This is a genomic window from Salinibacter pepae (assembly GCF_947077775.1).
GTDB classification, from domain to species: Bacteria; Bacteroidota; Rhodothermia; order Rhodothermales; family Salinibacteraceae; genus Salinibacter; species Salinibacter pepae.
In genome coordinates this window covers 1,858,387-1,875,056 of sequence record NZ_CAMTTE010000001.1, presented here as the reverse complement: position 1 = coordinate 1,875,056, position 16,670 = coordinate 1,858,387, and the positions used below count along the sequence as shown (strand labels likewise).

General features: G+C 67.1%; 14 protein-coding genes. 7 read left to right on the top strand and 7 right to left on the bottom strand.

The window, feature by feature from the left end:
- Positions 1–8 precede the first annotated feature (8 nt).
- The 3 genes from OJA40_RS07840 to OJA40_RS07830 all read left to right on the top strand — a co-directional run bounded on the left by OJA40_RS07840 (position 9) and on the right by OJA40_RS07830 (position 4,854).
- Entirely contained in the window at positions 9–1,373 is a 1,365-nt protein-coding gene (locus tag OJA40_RS07840; RefSeq protein ID WP_263810282.1) for an efflux RND transporter periplasmic adaptor subunit, read from the top strand.
- Positions 1,374–1,496: 123 nt separating this feature from the next.
- Positions 1,497–2,261 (top strand): ABC transporter ATP-binding protein, encoded by a 765-nt coding sequence (locus OJA40_RS07835; protein WP_263810280.1) that lies wholly within the window; start codon positions 1,497–1,499, stop codon positions 2,259–2,261.
- Positions 2,262–2,319: 58 nt separating this feature from the next.
- On the top strand, positions 2,320–4,854 hold the full coding sequence (locus OJA40_RS07830) for a DUF5686 and carboxypeptidase-like regulatory domain-containing protein (RefSeq protein ID WP_263810277.1): 2,535 nt from the start codon (positions 2,320–2,322) through the stop codon (positions 4,852–4,854).
- Positions 4,855–4,873: 19 nt separating this feature from the next.
- Here the strand turns inward: OJA40_RS07830 and OJA40_RS07825 are convergent, their stop codons facing one another.
- Positions 4,874–5,272, bottom strand: a complete 399-nt coding sequence (locus OJA40_RS07825) for a hypothetical protein (RefSeq protein ID WP_263810275.1) — start codon at positions 5,270–5,272, stop codon at positions 4,874–4,876.
- A gap of 258 nt (positions 5,273–5,530) precedes the next feature.
- Between OJA40_RS07825 and OJA40_RS07820 the strand changes: the two genes are divergently transcribed.
- The 3 genes from OJA40_RS07820 (at position 5,531) to OJA40_RS07810 (ending at position 8,278) form a co-directional block, all read left to right on the top strand.
- Entirely contained in the window at positions 5,531–7,324 is a 1,794-nt protein-coding gene (locus tag OJA40_RS07820; protein WP_263810273.1) for an ABC transporter ATP-binding protein, read from the top strand.
- A gap of 125 nt (positions 7,325–7,449) precedes the next feature.
- Positions 7,450–7,785: a hypothetical protein gene (locus OJA40_RS07815; protein ID WP_208425582.1), complete on the top strand. Its 336-nt coding sequence runs from the start codon at positions 7,450–7,452 to the stop codon at positions 7,783–7,785.
- A gap of 49 nt (positions 7,786–7,834) precedes the next feature.
- The gene (locus OJA40_RS07810) at positions 7,835–8,278 is read left to right on the top strand and encodes a hypothetical protein (protein WP_208425581.1); all 444 of its coding nucleotides are present in this window, start codon (positions 7,835–7,837) and stop codon (positions 8,276–8,278) included.
- A 179-nt stretch (positions 8,279–8,457) separates the two neighbouring features.
- On the opposite strand, the gene OJA40_RS07805 is transcribed toward OJA40_RS07810, so the two are convergent.
- From OJA40_RS07805 to OJA40_RS07785, 5 genes are all read right to left on the bottom strand, one after another.
- Positions 8,458–8,835: a hypothetical protein gene (locus OJA40_RS07805; protein ID WP_208425580.1), complete on the bottom strand. Its 378-nt coding sequence runs from the start codon at positions 8,833–8,835 to the stop codon at positions 8,458–8,460.
- The gene (locus tag OJA40_RS07800; protein ID WP_208425579.1) at positions 8,832–9,104 is read right to left on the bottom strand and encodes a hypothetical protein; all 273 of its coding nucleotides are present in this window, start codon (positions 9,102–9,104) and stop codon (positions 8,832–8,834) included. The genes OJA40_RS07805 and OJA40_RS07800 overlap by 4 nt, the downstream gene beginning before the upstream one ends.
- Before the next feature lie 82 nt (positions 9,105–9,186).
- A complete protein-coding gene (locus OJA40_RS07795; RefSeq protein ID WP_263810272.1) occupies positions 9,187–9,657 on the bottom strand; it encodes a hypothetical protein in 471 nt (156 codons plus the stop codon).
- A gap of 125 nt (positions 9,658–9,782) precedes the next feature.
- On the bottom strand, positions 9,783–10,148 hold the full coding sequence (locus OJA40_RS07790) for a cupin domain-containing protein (RefSeq protein WP_263810270.1): 366 nt from the start codon (positions 10,146–10,148) through the stop codon (positions 9,783–9,785).
- A gap of 123 nt (positions 10,149–10,271) precedes the next feature.
- The gene (locus tag OJA40_RS07785) at positions 10,272–10,931 is read right to left on the bottom strand and encodes a phasin family protein (protein ID WP_208425576.1); all 660 of its coding nucleotides are present in this window, start codon (positions 10,929–10,931) and stop codon (positions 10,272–10,274) included.
- A 389-nt stretch (positions 10,932–11,320) separates the two neighbouring features.
- Here OJA40_RS07785 and clpB point away from each other — a divergent pair, with 389 nt between their 5' ends.
- The gene (clpB, locus tag OJA40_RS07780) at positions 11,321–14,011 is read left to right on the top strand and encodes an ATP-dependent chaperone ClpB (protein ID WP_208425575.1); all 2,691 of its coding nucleotides are present in this window, start codon (positions 11,321–11,323) and stop codon (positions 14,009–14,011) included.
- A 120-nt stretch (positions 14,012–14,131) separates the two neighbouring features.
- Here clpB and OJA40_RS07775 read toward each other — a convergent pair whose 3' ends face one another.
- Positions 14,132–16,102 (bottom strand): methyl-accepting chemotaxis protein, encoded by a 1,971-nt coding sequence (locus tag OJA40_RS07775; RefSeq protein ID WP_263810267.1) that lies wholly within the window; start codon positions 16,100–16,102, stop codon positions 14,132–14,134.
- Positions 16,103–16,670: the final 568 nt, after the last annotated feature.

Below are 16,670 nucleotides of genomic sequence, written 5' to 3'. Positions count from 1 at the left end.
TCTCAGCCATGGCCTCCTCGAAGAGCACCTCGAATCGCATGTTGTACGCGGGCGGCGGCCTGCTGCTCGTCCTCCTCGTTGCTGGGGGCCTCGGGTGGCAACTGGGGTGGTTTGGCGGCGGTGAGCGCGGCCTGCAGGTCGAGTCGGAGCGGGCCGAGCGCCGCACCATCACCGAGGTGGTGACGGCCTTCGGCCGCGCCCAGCCCGAGGTGGAGGTCGAGATCAGCCCCGACGTGTCGGGGGAGATCGTGGAGCTCCCCGTGAAGGAGGGCGACGTGGTGCAGCAGGGCGACCTGCTCGCCCGCCTCAAGGCCGACGATTACCGGGCCGCCGTGGAGCGGGCCGAGGCGGGCGTCTCGGAGGCGAAGGCCACCCTCGCCCAGCGCAAGGCCGACTCGGTGCAGGCCCGCCGCACCTACGACCGACAGAAGAAGTTGTACGAGAAGGAGGTCGTCTCGGCGAGCGACTTTGAGGACGCCAAGTCCACGTACGAGCAGGCCGTGGCGCAGCTGCGGGCGGCGCGCTTCCGGGTCGAGAGCGCGCGGGCCGACCTGCAGGACGCCCGCGAGCAGCTCCAGAAGACCCGCATCTACGCCCCCATGTCGGGCACGCTCACGCGGCTCGAAGTGGAGGAGGGCGAGCGCGTGGTGGGGACCCAGCAGCGGGCCGGAACCGAAATGATGCGCGTGTCGCGGCTCGGGCAGATGGAGCTGGAGGTGGACGTCAACGAGGGCGACGTGGTGAACGTTGCGTCACGGGACTCCGCCACGATCGAGTTCGACGCGCACCCCGACCGTTCCTTCCAGGGGGCCGTCACGGAGATCGCCAACTCGGCCCGCATCCAGAACGAGGGAAGCCAGAACGAGGTGACCAATTTCCCCGTCACGATCCGGGTGCTCGACAACCCCAACACCGGGCTTACGAGCGGCGATGAGGGCGCCATTGCGCGCCCCGAGGTCCCACGCGAGGGCGCACGCTCGCCGGTGATTCGCCCCGGCATGAGTGGGGCGGTCGACATCTACACCGAGACCGCGGAGGAGGCGGTGGCCGTGCCCATCCAGGCCGTCACCGTGCGCGACTTCGCCAAGACGCGTTCCGGCGACGCGTCCGGCGCGGCCGCACAGGGCGACGGGGCGGTGGAGGACCTGCGCCGCGTCGTGTTCGTGGCGGCGGGCGACTCGGCCCGGATGGTGGAGGTGAACACCGGCATCGCCGACGACACGTACATGGAAATTACGGCCGGCCTGGAGGGGGGCGAGACGGTCATCACCGGGCCGTACAGTGCCGTCAGCCGCGAGCTGGAGCCCGGGATGAAGATCCAAACCGGCGACGAGGGCGGCCCGTCGGGCGAAACCATCGCCATGACCCAGTAGGAGGAGCCCGGCGAGGGCCGGTGCATGGCCCCGCCGGGGGGCCAACCTTACAGCCGAGGGCGACCGAGACTGGACACACGACGTCCGCGCACCCGTTTTGCTCATAGCACATCCGCGACCGCCATGGAAGCACTCGCCGCCAACGGGGCCCCGACCAACGCGTCGGACCGGGCCCTCATCGAAGTGAACGGGCTGAAGAAGCGATACATGATGGGGAGCCAGGAAGTGTGGGCGCTCGATGGCGTCACGCTCTCGATCGAAGAAGGCGACTACGTGGCCGTCATGGGGCCCTCCGGCTCGGGGAAGTCGACGTTCATGAATATGCTCGGGTGCCTCGACACGCCCACGAGCGGCACCTATCACCTCCGGGGCGAGGACGTGAGCACGTTCTCCGACGATGAGCTCGCGGAGATCCGCAACCACGAGATTGGGTTCGTCTTTCAGACGTTCAACCTGCTGCCCCGCGTCAACTGCCTGCGCAACGCCGAGCTGCCGCTCATCTACGCCGGCATGTCGAAGCGCGACCGGCGCGAGCGGGCGGCGGAGGCGCTCCGCAGCGTGGGGCTCGGCGACCGCCTGGACCACCGCCCCAACGAGCTGTCGGGGGGGCAGCGCCAGCGCGTGGCGACGGCCCGGGCCCTCGTGAACCGCCCCGCGCTCCTGCTGGCCGACGAGCCGACTGGCAACCTCGACACCGAGACCGGCGACGAGATCATGGAGCTCCTGGAGGGGCTCCACCGGCAGGGCAATACCATTCTGCTCGTGACCCACGAGAAGGCCATCGCCCATCACGCCCGCCGCGTCATCCACCTCCGCGACGGAAAGCTGGAGCGCGAGGAAACGGTGGAGGAACCGGCGCTGGCGGGCGCGGACATCTCGATTGGATAGGCGACGCGACCCACTCGCCCTCGACTGGATTCCCGTGGACGATCCCTGGAGCTGACCCATGGCCCGACGCACCGCCCTGCGTCTTTTCTACCTTGTCCTACTGCCCCTTCTCCCGCTGGCAGTCGGCCCGACCGCCGCCCACGCGCAGGACACAACCGCCGCCCTCCTGGAGGGACGCGTGGTGGACGCGGAGACCGGCGACCCCCTGCCGCAGGCCAATCTCCGCATCGCGGACACGTACCAGGGCACCATCACGAACGTGGACGGGCAGTACACCCTGGCGCTCGACAGCCTGCCGGCCACCGTCGTCGTGCGCTACGTCGGCTATGAGTCCGCCCGCCGCCGCATCACTACCGACACGCCGCCGCGGCAGACCTTTCGCCTAGCGCCCTCGACCGTGCAGATGGACGAGGTCCAGGTGACGGGCTCCGGAAACCCCGGCGAGACCATCATGCGGCGCGTGATTGAGAACAAGCAGGCGTGGTGGCCGGCGCTCAAACGCTATTCGGTGGAGGCGTACAACCGGTTCACGCTGGCCAATGACACGGCGATTGTCGCCGTGGCCGAAAGCCAGACCACCGCGTTCTGGGACGCGGAGCGGGGCACCCGAGAGGTGGTGCGCTCCCAGCGCGGCACCGCCAACCTGCAGGGCATTGCCGAGTCGGCCCTCCCCGCCGCCGCGACGGTCCTCAACCTGTACGAGGACAACGTCGGGGTCTTCGGGAATCAGATGGTCGGCGTCACCCACCCGGACGCGCTCGACTACTACGACTTTACGCTCGACACCACGCGCGCCATCGACGGACGGCAGGCCTTCCGCATCGAGGTGGAGCCGGCCAATCGCCTCTCGTCCACGTTCCGGGGCACCGTGACGGTGCTCGACAGCGCCTACGCCCTGCTCGAAGCCCAACTCCGCCCCACCCCCTCGCTGAGCACGTCGCGGGTGCTAAAGGAGGTCGATATCACCTTCGAGCAGCAATTCTCCAACTTCGGCGGGCCGTACTGGCTGCCCGTCGACTTCCGGGCCCGCCGCGACCTAGACGTGCAGTTGTCCGCGCTTATTTCGCTCTCCGACATTCGCATTCGTCAGGTCAGCCGCCTGAACGAGTATCAGATCAACGAGCCGCTTCCCGATTCGCTCTACGGCGCCGACGGCGAGACCGACGAGGTCGCGGTGCGTGCCGATAGCACAGTGGGCATTCCGGCCCTTTCCAGCGCCCAGCCCGACTCGCTGGAGGGCGGCCCGTTCGTGCCGTACTCGCAGGACGAGCAGACGGCGTACGAGCAGATCGACAGCACCGATACGGTGCAGGACGCATTCGACCCGGGCGGGCTCTACGGATGGCTTCAAGACCTCGGTCTCGTCGAGGAGGGAGGGATCAGCTTTGGAGGGGACGCGGACGAGACGGCCGCGTCCGACACGACGGATGGGGCCGGCGACGAGGCAACTGCCTCGTTCGTCGACGTAGAGGGCGGGCTTCCGATTCTTCGCTTCAACCGCGTGGAGGGGGGGCACGTTGGCCTGCGACTCGACCTCGGCGTCGGGCCGCTCGCCGTCACGGGGCGGGGCGGCTACAACACCGGCCCGTCGGGATCCACGCAGTGGTCGTACGGGGGCGACGCCACCCTGCCATTGGGCGACAATACGACCCTGTCCGCCGGGTACCACTACGGCATCGAGCCGCGCTACCGGGCCCGCTCCCGCATCGCCCCGCTCTGGGCACGCCTCTCAAACAGCCTCTGGACGCTCGCAGGGGCGCCGGACTACTTCGACTACTTCGGCAATGAGCGCCTCCACGTGTCCGTCCGGCACGCTTTCTCCAGTCCCAACCTGGGCCTCGCCCTCCGGCTTCGCAACGAGCGCCACTTCTCCGTCGCGAAGAGCACAGACTACAATGCCCTCGGCCGCTCCGTCACGCAGCCGGTGAACCCCGCGGTGGGGGACGGCTGGTTGCGGTCGGTCGCGCTCACCGCCACGCTGGGCGACGGCGGGCTGCTCGGCGTTCTCCCGATCAACCGCCTGCAGGGGTCCGTGGAGCACAGCGATCCAGGGCTTGCGGCGAGCGACTTCGACTTCACGCGAGTGGAGGCGGTGGCCGATGCCCGCATCGAAACCTTCTTCCAGCGCCGCTTCCGTCCCAACGCGTTGGATCTTCGGATCGACGCCGGGGCGTCGTTCGGGGCCCTCCCCCTACAGCGCTTCGGCGTGATCGAGGCGAGCCCGCAGCCCTACACGCCGTTCGGGGCGCTCCGCACGCTCGACGATCGCCCGTACCAGGGCGAGCACCACGTGGCCCTGTTCTGGGAGCACAACTTCCGCACGGTGCCCTTCGAGCTCCTTGGGTGGCAGGCGCCGGTCGAGCAGGACATTGAGCTCCTCCTGCACGGCGGCCACGGGCGCACCTGGATTGACGACGGCACCGAGCAGCGGCTTCAACGGCGCGGCACGGCGGTTCAACGGGCGGACGGATTCCACCACGAGGTGGGCCTCTCGGTCAACGGCCTGCTTGAGGATACCCTGCGCCTCGACCTCACCAAGCGGCTCGACGCGTCCGGCCTGAGCGTCGGCGTGAGTCTGCTGCGGTTCTGGTAGGCCGGGTGGGGAGGTGCCCCTACATCCCGCCCTCGTAGTACGCGTCGAAGCGGGGGATCCGGTCGAGGCCCGTCCAGTCGGTCACTGTCTGCTCCTCCGCGTAGACGTACGCCCGGGGGACGTTGCCGGGGTCGAAGGCATTGGGGCGGGACCGGTACACGTACTCGACGCGCGTCTCGCCGTCGGCCGTCGTCGTGTCTTGGCTGGCGGGCGGCCCCAGGGCCGCCAGCGCGTGGTCGATCGGCATGCCGCGGTAGATGCGGCCCTCCATCACGTGGACGCTGTCTTTGCCCGACAGCGCGTTTTCCTGGACGTACGACCCGCGGCCGTCGTCGAACAGGGCGCCGCCGGCGGTGGCACAGGCCCCGAGGAGTCCGACCGCGAGGAGAAGCAAGACAAATGGCGTAGGGAAGCGCATGGGGGGGCGGTAGTGGGCGGGGGACACGAGCCTGGCCTTTGCACACGCACGCCCCGTGGTTGTTGCGCACAGCTTCACAGTCGAGGGGCCGTTTGGAGAAACGAGTCAGGGCGCCGACCTGCCTCCATTCGCGGCGCTAGGCAACTGGTTTGGCGTCTTTTTCCCAAACGAGAACGCCCCCCGCGAATCCCTGCCGTCGCAGAAAAGGTTGACTCACTGAGTCCGACACGTACGATCAAAACGCCGTCCGCATCGCCCATGCCGGAGTCCGAGTCCACGTCCGAAGAGCCGTCGCTCCGCCCCGAGCGGCTGTGGACGTCCCTCCGGCGCATCCTTCGCCTCGGGTGGCCCTACCGGGCCCGCCTCGTCGGGGCCGTGGTGCTCACCGTGGTGGGGGCGGCGGTGGCGCTCGTCGTGCCGCTGGGCCTGCGCGAGCTCGTAGACGCAGTCTTTCAGCAAGAGAACCGGGCCCTGCTCGACCTTCTCACCCTGGTGCTGATCGGCCTCTTCCTGGCCCGCTCCGCGGCGGCCTTTGGGGGCAAGTACCTGCTGGGGTGGACCGGCGAGCGCGTGGTTGCGGACCTGCGCAAGAAGGTGTACCGGCACCTCCACCGGCAGAGCCTGCGGTTCTTTACCGACCGCCGGACGGGCGACCTCACCTCGCGTCTCACCAACGACGTAGGCTCGGTGCGGAGCGCGGTGACGGACGCGCTTCCCAACTTCCTGACCCAGTCGCTCTCGCTGGTGGGGTCGGTGGCGCTCATGGTGGTGCTCAACTGGCGCCTCAGCCTCATCATCTTCCTCATCGTGCCGGCCGTCACCGGGTTTGCGATCTACTTCGGGCGCAAGATTCGGACGCTCGCCCGCGACATCCAGGACCGGCTGGCCGACACGACGGCCGTGGCGGAGGAGGCCCTTGCGTCCGTCCGCGTCGTCAAGGCGTTTGCGCGGTCCGACTACGAGGTGGACCGCTACAACGAGGCGGTGGAGGACCTCTTCGGCACGGCGCGCTACCGCGTGGTCGTGACGGCCCTGTTCGAGTCGACGGTGGGGCTGCTCTTCTTCGCCGCCCTCGTGGCGATCTTCTGGTACGGCGGCATCGAGGTGCTGGCTGGGCGGCTCACGGAGGGGGACCTCGTGGCGTTCGTGTTTTACGCCTTCAACATCGCGCGGAGCGTGAGCAGCATGTCGCAGCTCTACTCCACGTTTAACAGCGCCGCGGGGGCCACGGAGCGCCTGTTCGACCTGCTCGACACCGAGCCCCACCTCCGCGACGCCCCGGACGCCGTCGACCTGCCCCCGATCGACGGCCGGGTGCGCCTCGACGACGTGACCTTCGCCTACGACGAGGGCCAGCCGGTGCTCAAGGACCTCTCGCTCGACGTGGCGGCGGGCGAGACGGTCGCCCTCGTGGGGCCGAGCGGTGCGGGCAAGTCGACCCTCATGAGCCTGATCCCTCGCTTCTACGCCCCCCAGGAGGGGCGTGTCCGCGTCGACGACCATGACCTGCGCCGCGTCACGCGGCGGTCCCTGCGTGCCCAGATCGCGTCCGTCTCGCAGGAGGTGCACCTCTTCAACGCCACCATCGGGGAGAACATCCGCTACGGGCGGCTCGACGCGTCCGACGAGGCGGTGGCCGAGGCGGCCCGCGCCGCCAACGCGCACGACTTCATCGTGGACCTGCCCGACGGCTACGACGCCGAGGTGGGCGAGCGGGGCGTGAAGCTGAGTGGGGGGCAGCGCCAGCGCGTCGCCATCGCCCGGGCCCTGCTGCGCGACGCGCGCCTGCTGCTCTTGGACGAGGCCACCTCGTCCCTCGACTCCGCCTCGGAGGCGCTCGTGCAGGAGGCCCTGGAGCGGCTCATGGAGGGGCGCACCACGTTCATCATCGCGCATCGCCTCTCCACCGTCCAGACGGCCGACCGCCTCTTCGTGCTCGACGACGGCCGCATCGTGCAGCGCGGCACGCATGCGGAGCTGATGGAGGCAGGCGGGCTCTATCGGCGCCTCGCGTCGTATCAGTTTCGGGCGCCGAGTGCGGTGGAGGGGTGAATGTAGGAGTGTGCAGGTCTCGACCGAAGTTAATGCGTTAGTGAGCCAACAACGCTGGAAGTAAAATCGTACGGTAATTTTCCACCGTAGCACATAAATTCAACCTCTAGACGGCCCAGGAAATGATGGAACAGGCTGACATCTCCGTCGGAGATACTGTAGTTCCCTACGAAGACGAAACCCTCAAAGTGAAGGTGGTCCGTATCTCTCAAGACAGGTTCCTCGTGACCTACCAACGTGTGGGGACAGGGGAGAACCTCTTGGTATTTCGGGTAAATGCTGGTCCCAAACCCAATTCTATTGACCTAGACGAGTTCGACTCCTCGTTCTGGAAGGTAACTGTTGACGGCCAGGAACGACCATCCGATAGCCTGGAGGAAATTTTATTCTCTGAGGAGATTGCCAACACGAAAGTGTTGCGGGAAGAGAGGGAAATAGCATTCGAAACCGAAAACAGTTAGTTATACCACACTCACTCCGAGATAAGGCGACAAGACTCACCACTGCGCAGTGGTTACCGAACAGTCAAACCATCCCACTGACAGCGGGGAAGGAGATCGAGATCCAAGCATTCCTCTATCCTTTGATCCCGAAACTGGGAGCACAGAGGTTCCTGGACGGCTTGGATATGCACTGACTACACTTGAAATACAGTATCTCTTGGATAAAGGGCGGCCCTCGAAAGCAGCAATCACATCAATCCGGCAGCTCAGCAAGTGGAGAAAAATATATGGAGTCTTAGCCTCAACCTCTCTCGGAGTGGTCTTGAGACCAGTAGTAGATCCGACGATGGAGATAGCGACGACAGGAAACGCGATAGCAACAGCTCTCTTCGCTTTGTTCCTGGCACTGTTCTTTCTCTCGGAAAGCGATGGCGAAACTTTAGAAGAGGAAATTCACCAGATATCAGACCCCGAAGACATCATTGAGAATCTCAATTCTCAAGACATCTGACCAGTCGACCGGTCCTCAATTCTTCTTTGATGCTACGAACAGGATCGGATCGCTCCGCGAGCGCCGCGACAGTGGGTGCCCACCTGCCACAACATCGGGGCGTCAGAGTCCTGTGAGAGGAGACATGAATGCGCGACACAGGTCCCGGAAGATGTCTCGACTTTGCGCTGAACGGTCCTTCAGGAAGGGGACGGCAGTGGGTCGACTTCGACGCTCCCATCAACCTGGAACTCAATACAGAGGGAGAATCCCCAGAGAAGGTCCGTCCCGGCAAGGGGCGTTCCCGGCGCTTCGGTCACAACGACATCGTGGGCCTCCTCATCGAGAAGCACGTAGCCGTCGTACAGGTAGGCGCCGGTGACGCTTCCGTCCGCCAGCACCATCTGTTCGTGTCCAGCTCGGGGCAGACCGAGGGCCTCGATCCACGCTGGAGGAATGGCGAGACCGCCATTGAAGCCGGTATCGATGATCGCCTCGAACGAACGGGCCCCCTCCGGGCCGACAACCTCCAGTCGCAGAGCGGGCTCCTGGTCGGGGGTGATGAAGCCGGTGGTCATTTACCGCGCTCCTCCCGCAGTCCTCCCCCGAAGTAATGGGCGTAGGGACTGCCGACGCGGCGAAAGAAGATGCGGCCTCGGGCTTCCGGATGGCGTTCGAGCAGACGATCCGACGCGGCCCGCTGGTCGGCGTCGATTTCGAAGTCTTCCGATTCGGTGTCGATGGCGACGTACTTTTGGGCGTCTTCCTCCACGTCGACCTGCGGACGTATCACGCGGTCGAAGATTTCGTTGGCGCGTTCAGCGAGTTCTGCGGTGTCATCAGGCATGACTATTTCGGTGGTGACCAATAGTTGACGTGCACTTCGTACGACGGCGTCTCCGATTCTTTCCCGTTCTGGCTGTGACGCCTTACTCCGCGCCGTTCCGCAGCGCCGCCAGCGCCTCCAGGGTGGCGTCGTCGACGGGCAACGCGTCGACCCGTTTCGACAGCGCGGCGACGGTCGTGCCGGCCTGCCAGGAGACCGGGGCGTCCGGGTCGTGGAGGAGGTGGCGGTAGAGGAGGAGGGACCGGGCGAAGCAGCCCCCGGCCTTCTCGGCGTCGTCCCGGTACTCGTAGGTTTCGCCCATCCGGTGGAGGGCGCGGGCGAGGGTCTGGGCCACGTCCGGCACAAACCGGTCGTTCTCGTGGCACAGCTCCAGCAGCGCGTCGGGCGGCAGCGTGCGCAGGTCCTCGGCCCGCCCGTCGAGGTGGGTGCGGCAGGCCTCATCGATCCCCTGCAGCAGGCCGTCGGGCTGTTCGCGGGACGACTGGCCCAGCAGCGTGGCGATCGCCTTCGTGAACTGGCGGATCTGCCGCATGAGCACGTCCTGGTGGATCATGAGGAGGCGGGCGCTCTGGAAAAGAAACTGGAAAAGAAAAACGCGTTGCCCTCGGTGGAGGAGACGCGGCGGCGCGCGCCTCGCGGGGCCGCTCCCGGCGGTCCGCCCCGCCCCGAGCCGGCGGCTCAAATCCATTCGGGATCCTCAACCGTGCGGTCGGTGTCGAGATTCCCGGTGTTGCGGGTGGCGGCGGGCTCCACGAGGAGCACGTGCGCCTCCCCCTCGGGGGCGACCGGTCGGTGGTCGGTGCCGCTCGGGACGACGCAAAAGTCGCCCGCGTTGAGCCGCCGATCCTCCGCGTCCCGAAACTCGATCACTAGTCGCCCATGGAGGACGAGAAAAAACTCGTCGGCGCCGTCGTGGTGGTGCCAGTCGAACGGCCCCTCCAGCCTGGCGAGCTTGACGTGTTGGTCGTTCACTGCCGCAACGATGCGGGGCGCCCACTGTTCGTCGAACTGCTCCAGCTTCTCGCGGAGGCTTCCGGCGTGCATGAGGCGGGGGGACGCGTCGATGGCATTGAGCGGTGTGGCGGCGGAGACACGTATAAAAAAGCGGCCGACCCTGGAGGGATGGCCGCTTTCGTGCCGTACGGGATGGTCAGGCCGAACCGAAGGCTACGCCCCGTCCGCCTCGTAGGAGAAGCTCTCCTGCACCGAGCGGTCCTGCTTGTGGACGACGAGTTGGCTGGGCGCCTGCTCCTTGGCCGTGGTGCGGGCCGTGCTGACGGCCGCCTTTTTCGTGTCGTGGGCGCCGACAGGGGCCTCCTCCCCCTCCACCGTGATGCTCCACCCGTCGTCGCTAGGCGCGACGTGAAAGACACGGGGCTCGACGGCCGTCTGCTGGGCGGTGAGCATCTCCGAGAGGGCGTCCAGCTTTTTCGACAGCTCCCCCACGCGCCGAGACAGGTTGCGCACCTCACTGCGGCTGGCCAACCCGAGCTGGCCAAGCGTGCCGCTGAGGGTGTCCGAGACGGCCTGCTCCACCGACTGCGTGGCGTCGTCGAGCCGCCGGGTCACGTCTTCGGTAAGGGTTTCCTGCTGCTCGCGGACGGTCTCAGTGGCCTTTTCGATCTGGTCGCGGCGCGCGTCTTCGTAGTTCCGGCCGCGCTCAACGAGCGTCTCAAACACCTTGTCGCCTTCCTGTTCGAGCCGCTCCAGCGCCCCGAGGCCGGCGAGCCAAATCTCGCGCGCCCGTCCCGATACCTCGTCGGGCAGCGTCGTCAGGGAGAAGCCTTTCCGGTCGTTCGTGGGCGTCTCGTCGTTTGTGGCCGTCATGGCAGTCCGTCAACTCGTTGATGGAGGGGCCTGCGAAGAACACACAATTGCAATGTGTGAGACACTGCAAATATGATAATAACGCAGCGCGTCATTGGTTCCGGGCTGGAAGGAAACGCGGCACGAATTGAGTGGGGATATTGCGGGATGGCAGAACGCTCCGCACACTGGCAGAAGCGTGAACCGTGATGCGTGACGTTTTTTCCTCCTCATGCTTCACGCATCACGGATCCAACAACTCTCTGTCATCCTGTCAGATCACTGCCGGCTGGTACACTTTTCGTCTATTCCACGGGATGCATAGCGTGGAGGCTCGTCCAGGGACGCCCGCTTGGGCCGAGGGCCACGCCGCACTCCCGTTGCCGTTTGACCAGCCCCAAGATGGACCTATGAACCTGCAAAAATTTACCGTCAAGGCCCAGGAGGCCGTGCAGAAGGCGATGGAGCTGGCGGCCTCCAAGAACCACCAGGGCATCGAGCCCCCGCACCTGCTGGAGGCCTTTTTGAGCGACCCCGACAGCGTGGCCGTGTCGATCCTGCGGCGCGTGGGCGTGAGCCTCGATCGCCTCCGCACCGATGTTGAGGCGGCCCTGGAGTCGCTGCCCACGGTGACGGGCGCGAGTGCCGGCGACCAGTACGTCGGCGAGGAGCTGAAGAAGGTGTTCGACCGGGCCCGCGCCGAGGCGGACGTGATGGACGACGAGTACGTCTCGACCGAGCACCTCCTCATCGGCCTCGTCGAGGGCCAGAACGAGATCGGGCAGGCCCTGCGCGACCAGGGCGCCTCGAAGGAGCACGTGATGGAGGCGCTCGACGACGTGCGCGGCGGGCAGGGCGCCGACGACCCCCACGCCGAGAGTCGCTACGAGGCGCTCGACCGGTTTGCCCAGGACCTGAACGCGATGGCCCGCGAGGGCGACATCGACCCCGTGATCGGGCGCGAGCAGGAGATCCGCCGCGTGCTCCAGATCCTGAGCCGGCGCACGAAGAACAACCCGGTGCTCGTCGGCGAGGCCGGCGTCGGCAAGACGGCCATCGCGGAGGGCATCGCCACGCGCATCGTGCAGGGCGACGTGCCGGAGTCGATGCAGTCGAAGCGCATCGTGGCGCTCGACATGGGCGCGCTGCTGGCCGGCTCCAAGTACCGCGGCGAGTTTGAGGACCGGCTCAAGGCGGTCGTCAACGAGGTGGCCGCGTCCGACGGCGAGATCGTCCTCTTCATCGACGAGTTGCACACGCTCGTGGGCGCCGGCGCGTCCGAGGGCGCCATGGACGCGGCCAACATTCTGAAGCCCGCCCTTGCCCGCGGCGAGCTGCGCGCCATCGGCGCGACCACGCTCGACGAGTTCCGCAAGCACATCGAGGACGACCGGGCCCTGGAGCGCCGCTTCCAGAAGGTGCTCGTGGAGGAGCCGAGTGTGGAGGACACGGTCTCGATCCTGCGCGGCCTCAAGGAGCGCTACGAGGTGCACCACGGCGTGCGCATCAACGACAGCGCCCTCATCAACGCCGCCGATCTCAGCGAGCGCTACATCACCGACCGGCAGCTGCCGGACAAGGCGATCGACCTGATCGACGAGTCGGCCGCCCGGCTGCGCATGGAGATCGACTCGATGCCCGCCGACCTCGACCAGCTGGAGCGCGAGATCCGGCAGCTCGAAATTGAGCGCGAGGCCGTGAAGCGCGACGAGGGGGACCCGGCCGAGAAGCTCGACGAGATCGACCGACAGATCGCTGACCTCGAGGACGAGCGCGACGCGCTGAAGGCCCGCTGGACGGAGGAGAAGGACCTGATTCAGACGGTCCGCTCGGCGAAGGAGCGCATCGACGAGCTCCGCGTGAAGGCCGAACACCTGGAGCGGGAGGGCAAGTACGACGCGGTCGCCGAAATTCAGTACGGCGAGATTCCGGACCTGAAGGCGGAGGCCGAGGCGGCCAACCAGAAGCTCGAAGAGATCCAGGAGGACGGCGCGCTGCTGAAAGAGGAGGTCGGCGGCGAGGACATCGCCGAGATCGTCTCCAACTGGACCGGCATTCCGGTGTCGAAGATGCTGGAGAGCGAGCGCGCGAAGCTCCTGCGCATGGAGGACGAGCTGTCGGAACGTGTGGTGGGGCAGGACGAGGCCATCGAGGTGGTCTCCAACGCCGTCCGCCGCGGCCGCACCGGCATGCAGGAGGGCGACCAGCCGATCGGCTCGTTCATCTTCCTCGGCACCACCGGCGTCGGCAAGACGGAGCTCGCGAAGACGCTCGCCACGTTCCTCTTCGACGACGAGGACGCGATGGTGCGCATCGACATGAGCGAATACCAGGAGCGCCACACGGCCAGCCGCCTTATCGGCGCGGCCCCCGGCTACGTCGGCTACGAGGAGGGGGGCCAGCTCACCGAGGCGGTCCGCCGCTCCCCCTACTCCGTGGTGCTGCTCGACGAGATCGAGAAGGCGCACCCCGAGATCTTCAACGTCCTCCTGCAGGTGCTCGACGACGGGCGCCTCACCGACAACCAGGGGCGCACGGTCGACTTCACGAATACGATCATCATCATGACCTCGAACATGGGCTCCGACGTGATCTCGGAGCGGATGGACGAGGTGGAGGGCGGGTACCTCTCGGAGCGCGAGCATCAGGAGCTGGAGGAAGAGGTCCTCAAGATGCTGCGGCGCCAGGTGAAGCCGGAGTTCCTGAACCGCATCGACGACATCGTGATGTTCCGCTCGCTCAGCCGCGAGCACATCCGCGAGATCGTCGAGATCCAGTTCGGACGCGTCCAGCGGATCGCCGCGAAGAACCACGACCTGACGCTCACGCTCAGCGACGACGCGAAGGACTGGCTTGCCGACCGGGGCTACGACCCGGCCTTCGGCGCCCGCCCGCTGAAGCGCGTGATGAAGCGGCACGTGTCGAACGGCCTCTCGCAGGCGCTGCTCGACGGCACGATCGTGGACGGCAACACCGTCCGCATCGAGCGGGCCGACGAGGAGGAGGGCCTCACGTTCGAGGCCGTGGCACCGGCGGGGGCTGAGCAGGCCGCCGACGCCGCCGCGACCGGCGGGGACGGGGCCGCGGCCGTTGACGCCTAACCCACGAGGCCTGGAATGCAAGGGGCGGAACAGCGGCGCCGTCGTCGTCCGGGGGACCGGCGGGCGGCGGCGCTTTTTTTGGACCGGCCCTGCGCCGCGGACTTCATTCAGAAGCGAGTCCTACGGTGCCGAGACGGACGGCGCCCCGTCGCCACGGGCCGGGGACGCCGTGGGGGACTGTTGGTCCTCGCCCTCGAGAACGAATTGGTCGGTCGTGTCGACGAGCCGTCCGGACAGGTCGCTGAGGTCGGCGGCGGACTGGGCGATCTCCGTCACGTCCCGGGCGGTCTGCGAGGTGACCGTCGAGATCTCCTTGATGTTTTGGGAGACCCGCTCACTCGTGGCGGATTGCTGCTCGGTGGCGGCGGCGATGTCGTCGATGTCGCCGGCCACGGCCTGAATGTCCTCGATCATCTCGTCGAGCGCGGCGCCGGCCTCGTTGGCCAGCTCAATGCCCTGTCGGGCCTCCTCCGTGCCGTCGTCCATGGCGGCCACGGCCTGCTTGGCCTCCCGCTGGACGGACGTGATCATCTGTTCGATGCGCTCGGTGGCCTCGGCCGTCCGCTCCGCGAGGCTCTGCACCTCCTCGGCCACCACGGCAAAGCCGGCCCCGTGCTCGCCGGCCCGGGCGGCCTCGATGGCGGCGTTGAGGGCGAGCAGGTTCGTCTGGTCCGCGATGTCGTCGATCGTCGCCACGATCTCCCCAATTGCCTCGCTGGACGTGCCCAGCTGGTTGATCGTCTCGGCGGAGTGTTCGACGACCTCGCCGACCTGCTCCATCTTCTCGATGGCCCGGTACACGATGTCGCCGTTCTCCTGGGCCGCCGCCCGGGCGGCCTCGGCGCGCTGGGAGGTGCGGTCGACGGTCTCGGCGTTCTCGCCGATGGTGCGGGACATCTCCTCCATCGCCGCGGCGACATCCTCGAGCTGGGTCGACTGCTCTTCGGCCCCGGCCGACATGTCGTCCGCCGTGTTGGACAGCTGGGTGGACGTGGCGGAGAGCTCCTGGGTCGCCCCGGCGATGCGCCCGATGAGCGCCCGGAGGCTGTCGACCGTCTCGTCGAGCCGACTCCACACGCGGGCCAGGTCCTCGTCGTCGCTGTCCTGGGGGACCTCGACCGACAGGTCGCCCGCGGCCAGTCGGCCCAGCACGTCCGCCAGCGCCCTCGTCTCGCGGCGGAGCGTCTGTCGAATGCGCTCGTTGCGCCGCCGCGACTGCCGCTCGTTGATGAGGACGGCCGCCGCCTCCGCGGCCGCCTCGACGAACTGCTCGTCGGCCGCGTCGAAGGTCGTGACCTCCGCCTTGTCCGACAGGTAGAGGTTGCCGAGCGCCTGGTCCTGATACGTGATGGGCGCCGCCAGCAGCGACTGCATGGGCGGGTGCCCGTCGGGAAAGCCGACCGATTCGCTGTGGGTGGTCATGTCGTCGAGCCGCAGCGTGACCTGTTGCTCGGGAATGTATCCGAGCAGGCCCTCTCCTTCCGGGGGATGGTCGATGGCCGCCTCCTGCTCGTCGGTCAGGCCGAGCGTGAAGAACTCCACGATCTCGCCGTCCTCATCGAAGATGCTGAGGGCCGCGTACTGGGCCTGTGTCACGTCGCGCACCTCCTTCAAAAACGTGCGGAAGGCCGCGTGCACCTCCTCTTCGGTGCTCGTGCGCATCATCATCTGCCCAAGGGCGTCCATGTGCGCCCCTCTCCGCTCTATCTCGTCGACCAGGGTACTGAGACGGGCCGGAATGTCGCCGAAAAAATCACTCGGCCGGGACGACGGTGACGCATCTCGATCGCCCGCCTCATGGGCCTCCACGGTGTGCCGGACGCGATGGATGGACCGGCCCACCCGCCACGCCACGTGGCTCGCAATTCCGGCCGCGAGCAGTCCACACGTGCCAAGAACGAATGCGCTGATCCAGACCGATGACAGTGCGAAGGCCCCTGCGACCCCGGCGCTGGCGGACAGTGTGGCCGCCCCGAAGGCAACAAAGATGCGTCGGGCGGGAGACGACGTTGGGCCGTCGGCGGACGGCTGCGGGGAGGACGCTGGCGCGGACCGTTCGGCCTTGGGGGTGTCGTCGGCGAACGAACACATAAGAAAAACACCTTTGTTACAAAAATCAGGCATGAGTAGAGTTATCGTCGGGCAGCAGACGCGTATTAAACGCGTGCGGGGCACTATAACGGCATCGTTCATAAAGGATGTATTAAAGGGGCGCGGCCAGTCCCCTCCGTGTCGTGGGACCCCACAGGGCCGACGGGCGCTGGGAGACGGCCCCTCGTCCACGCGAATGGCGGGAAGCGCGCCGGGGCCGTCTCCGACGCTGAGGCCCCCAAGGTGAAGAGTATCTGAAGCAGGGGCGGGCGACGTTAGGGTTGCGGGTATAGACGTGTCTTTGAGGCGCACTTCGAGTTCCTGGTGGGACTCGTATTGCAGTCATTTCTCCCAACGGCGCCTTGAAGCGCCGACGCCCGGCCCTCTGGTGGGGGTGCCGGGCGTTTTCTATGTGGCGGTGTGTCTCGTCCGGCGTCGGGGCACCGAGGGCCAGAAACGCGCACGAATCGCCCCGTCCCTGAGAAAAGGGTTTTGTGGACCGCGGGGCACCGTCCCGGCCGGAAGCCGGGATTGAAGTCCGCGGGTGGGAACGGAGAAGCGAAAGGAA

What these genes read in the sequence shown, in the direction of transcription:
- OJA40_RS07840 (WP_263810282.1), top strand. Translation starts at nt 9, where the DNA reads ATGGCCTCCTCGAAGAGCACCTCGAATCGCATGTTGTACGCGGGCGGC.
- OJA40_RS07835 (WP_263810280.1), top strand. Translation starts at nt 1,497, where the DNA reads ATGGAAGCACTCGCCGCCAACGGGGCCCCGACCAACGCGTCGGACCGG.
- OJA40_RS07830 (WP_263810277.1), top strand. Translation starts at nt 2,320, where the DNA reads ATGGCCCGACGCACCGCCCTGCGTCTTTTCTACCTTGTCCTACTGCCC.
- OJA40_RS07825 (WP_263810275.1), bottom strand. Translation starts at nt 5,272, where the DNA reads ATGCGCTTCCCTACGCCATTTGTCTTGCTTCTCCTCGCGGTCGGACTC.
- OJA40_RS07820 (WP_263810273.1), top strand. Translation starts at nt 5,531, where the DNA reads ATGCCGGAGTCCGAGTCCACGTCCGAAGAGCCGTCGCTCCGCCCCGAG.
- OJA40_RS07815 (WP_208425582.1), top strand. Translation starts at nt 7,450, where the DNA reads ATGGAACAGGCTGACATCTCCGTCGGAGATACTGTAGTTCCCTACGAA.
- OJA40_RS07805 (WP_208425580.1), bottom strand. Translation starts at nt 8,835, where the DNA reads ATGACCACCGGCTTCATCACCCCCGACCAGGAGCCCGCTCTGCGACTG.
- OJA40_RS07800 (WP_208425579.1), bottom strand. Translation starts at nt 9,104, where the DNA reads ATGCCTGATGACACCGCAGAACTCGCTGAACGCGCCAACGAAATCTTC.
- OJA40_RS07795 (WP_263810272.1), bottom strand. Translation starts at nt 9,657, where the DNA reads ATGATCCACCAGGACGTGCTCATGCGGCAGATCCGCCAGTTCACGAAG.
- OJA40_RS07790 (WP_263810270.1), bottom strand. Translation starts at nt 10,148, where the DNA reads ATGCACGCCGGAAGCCTCCGCGAGAAGCTGGAGCAGTTCGACGAACAG.
- OJA40_RS07785 (WP_208425576.1), bottom strand. Translation starts at nt 10,931, where the DNA reads ATGACGGCCACAAACGACGAGACGCCCACGAACGACCGGAAAGGCTTC.
- clpB (WP_208425575.1), top strand. Translation starts at nt 11,321, where the DNA reads ATGAACCTGCAAAAATTTACCGTCAAGGCCCAGGAGGCCGTGCAGAAG.
- OJA40_RS07775 (WP_263810267.1), bottom strand. Translation starts at nt 16,102, where the DNA reads ATGTGTTCGTTCGCCGACGACACCCCCAAGGCCGAACGGTCCGCGCCA.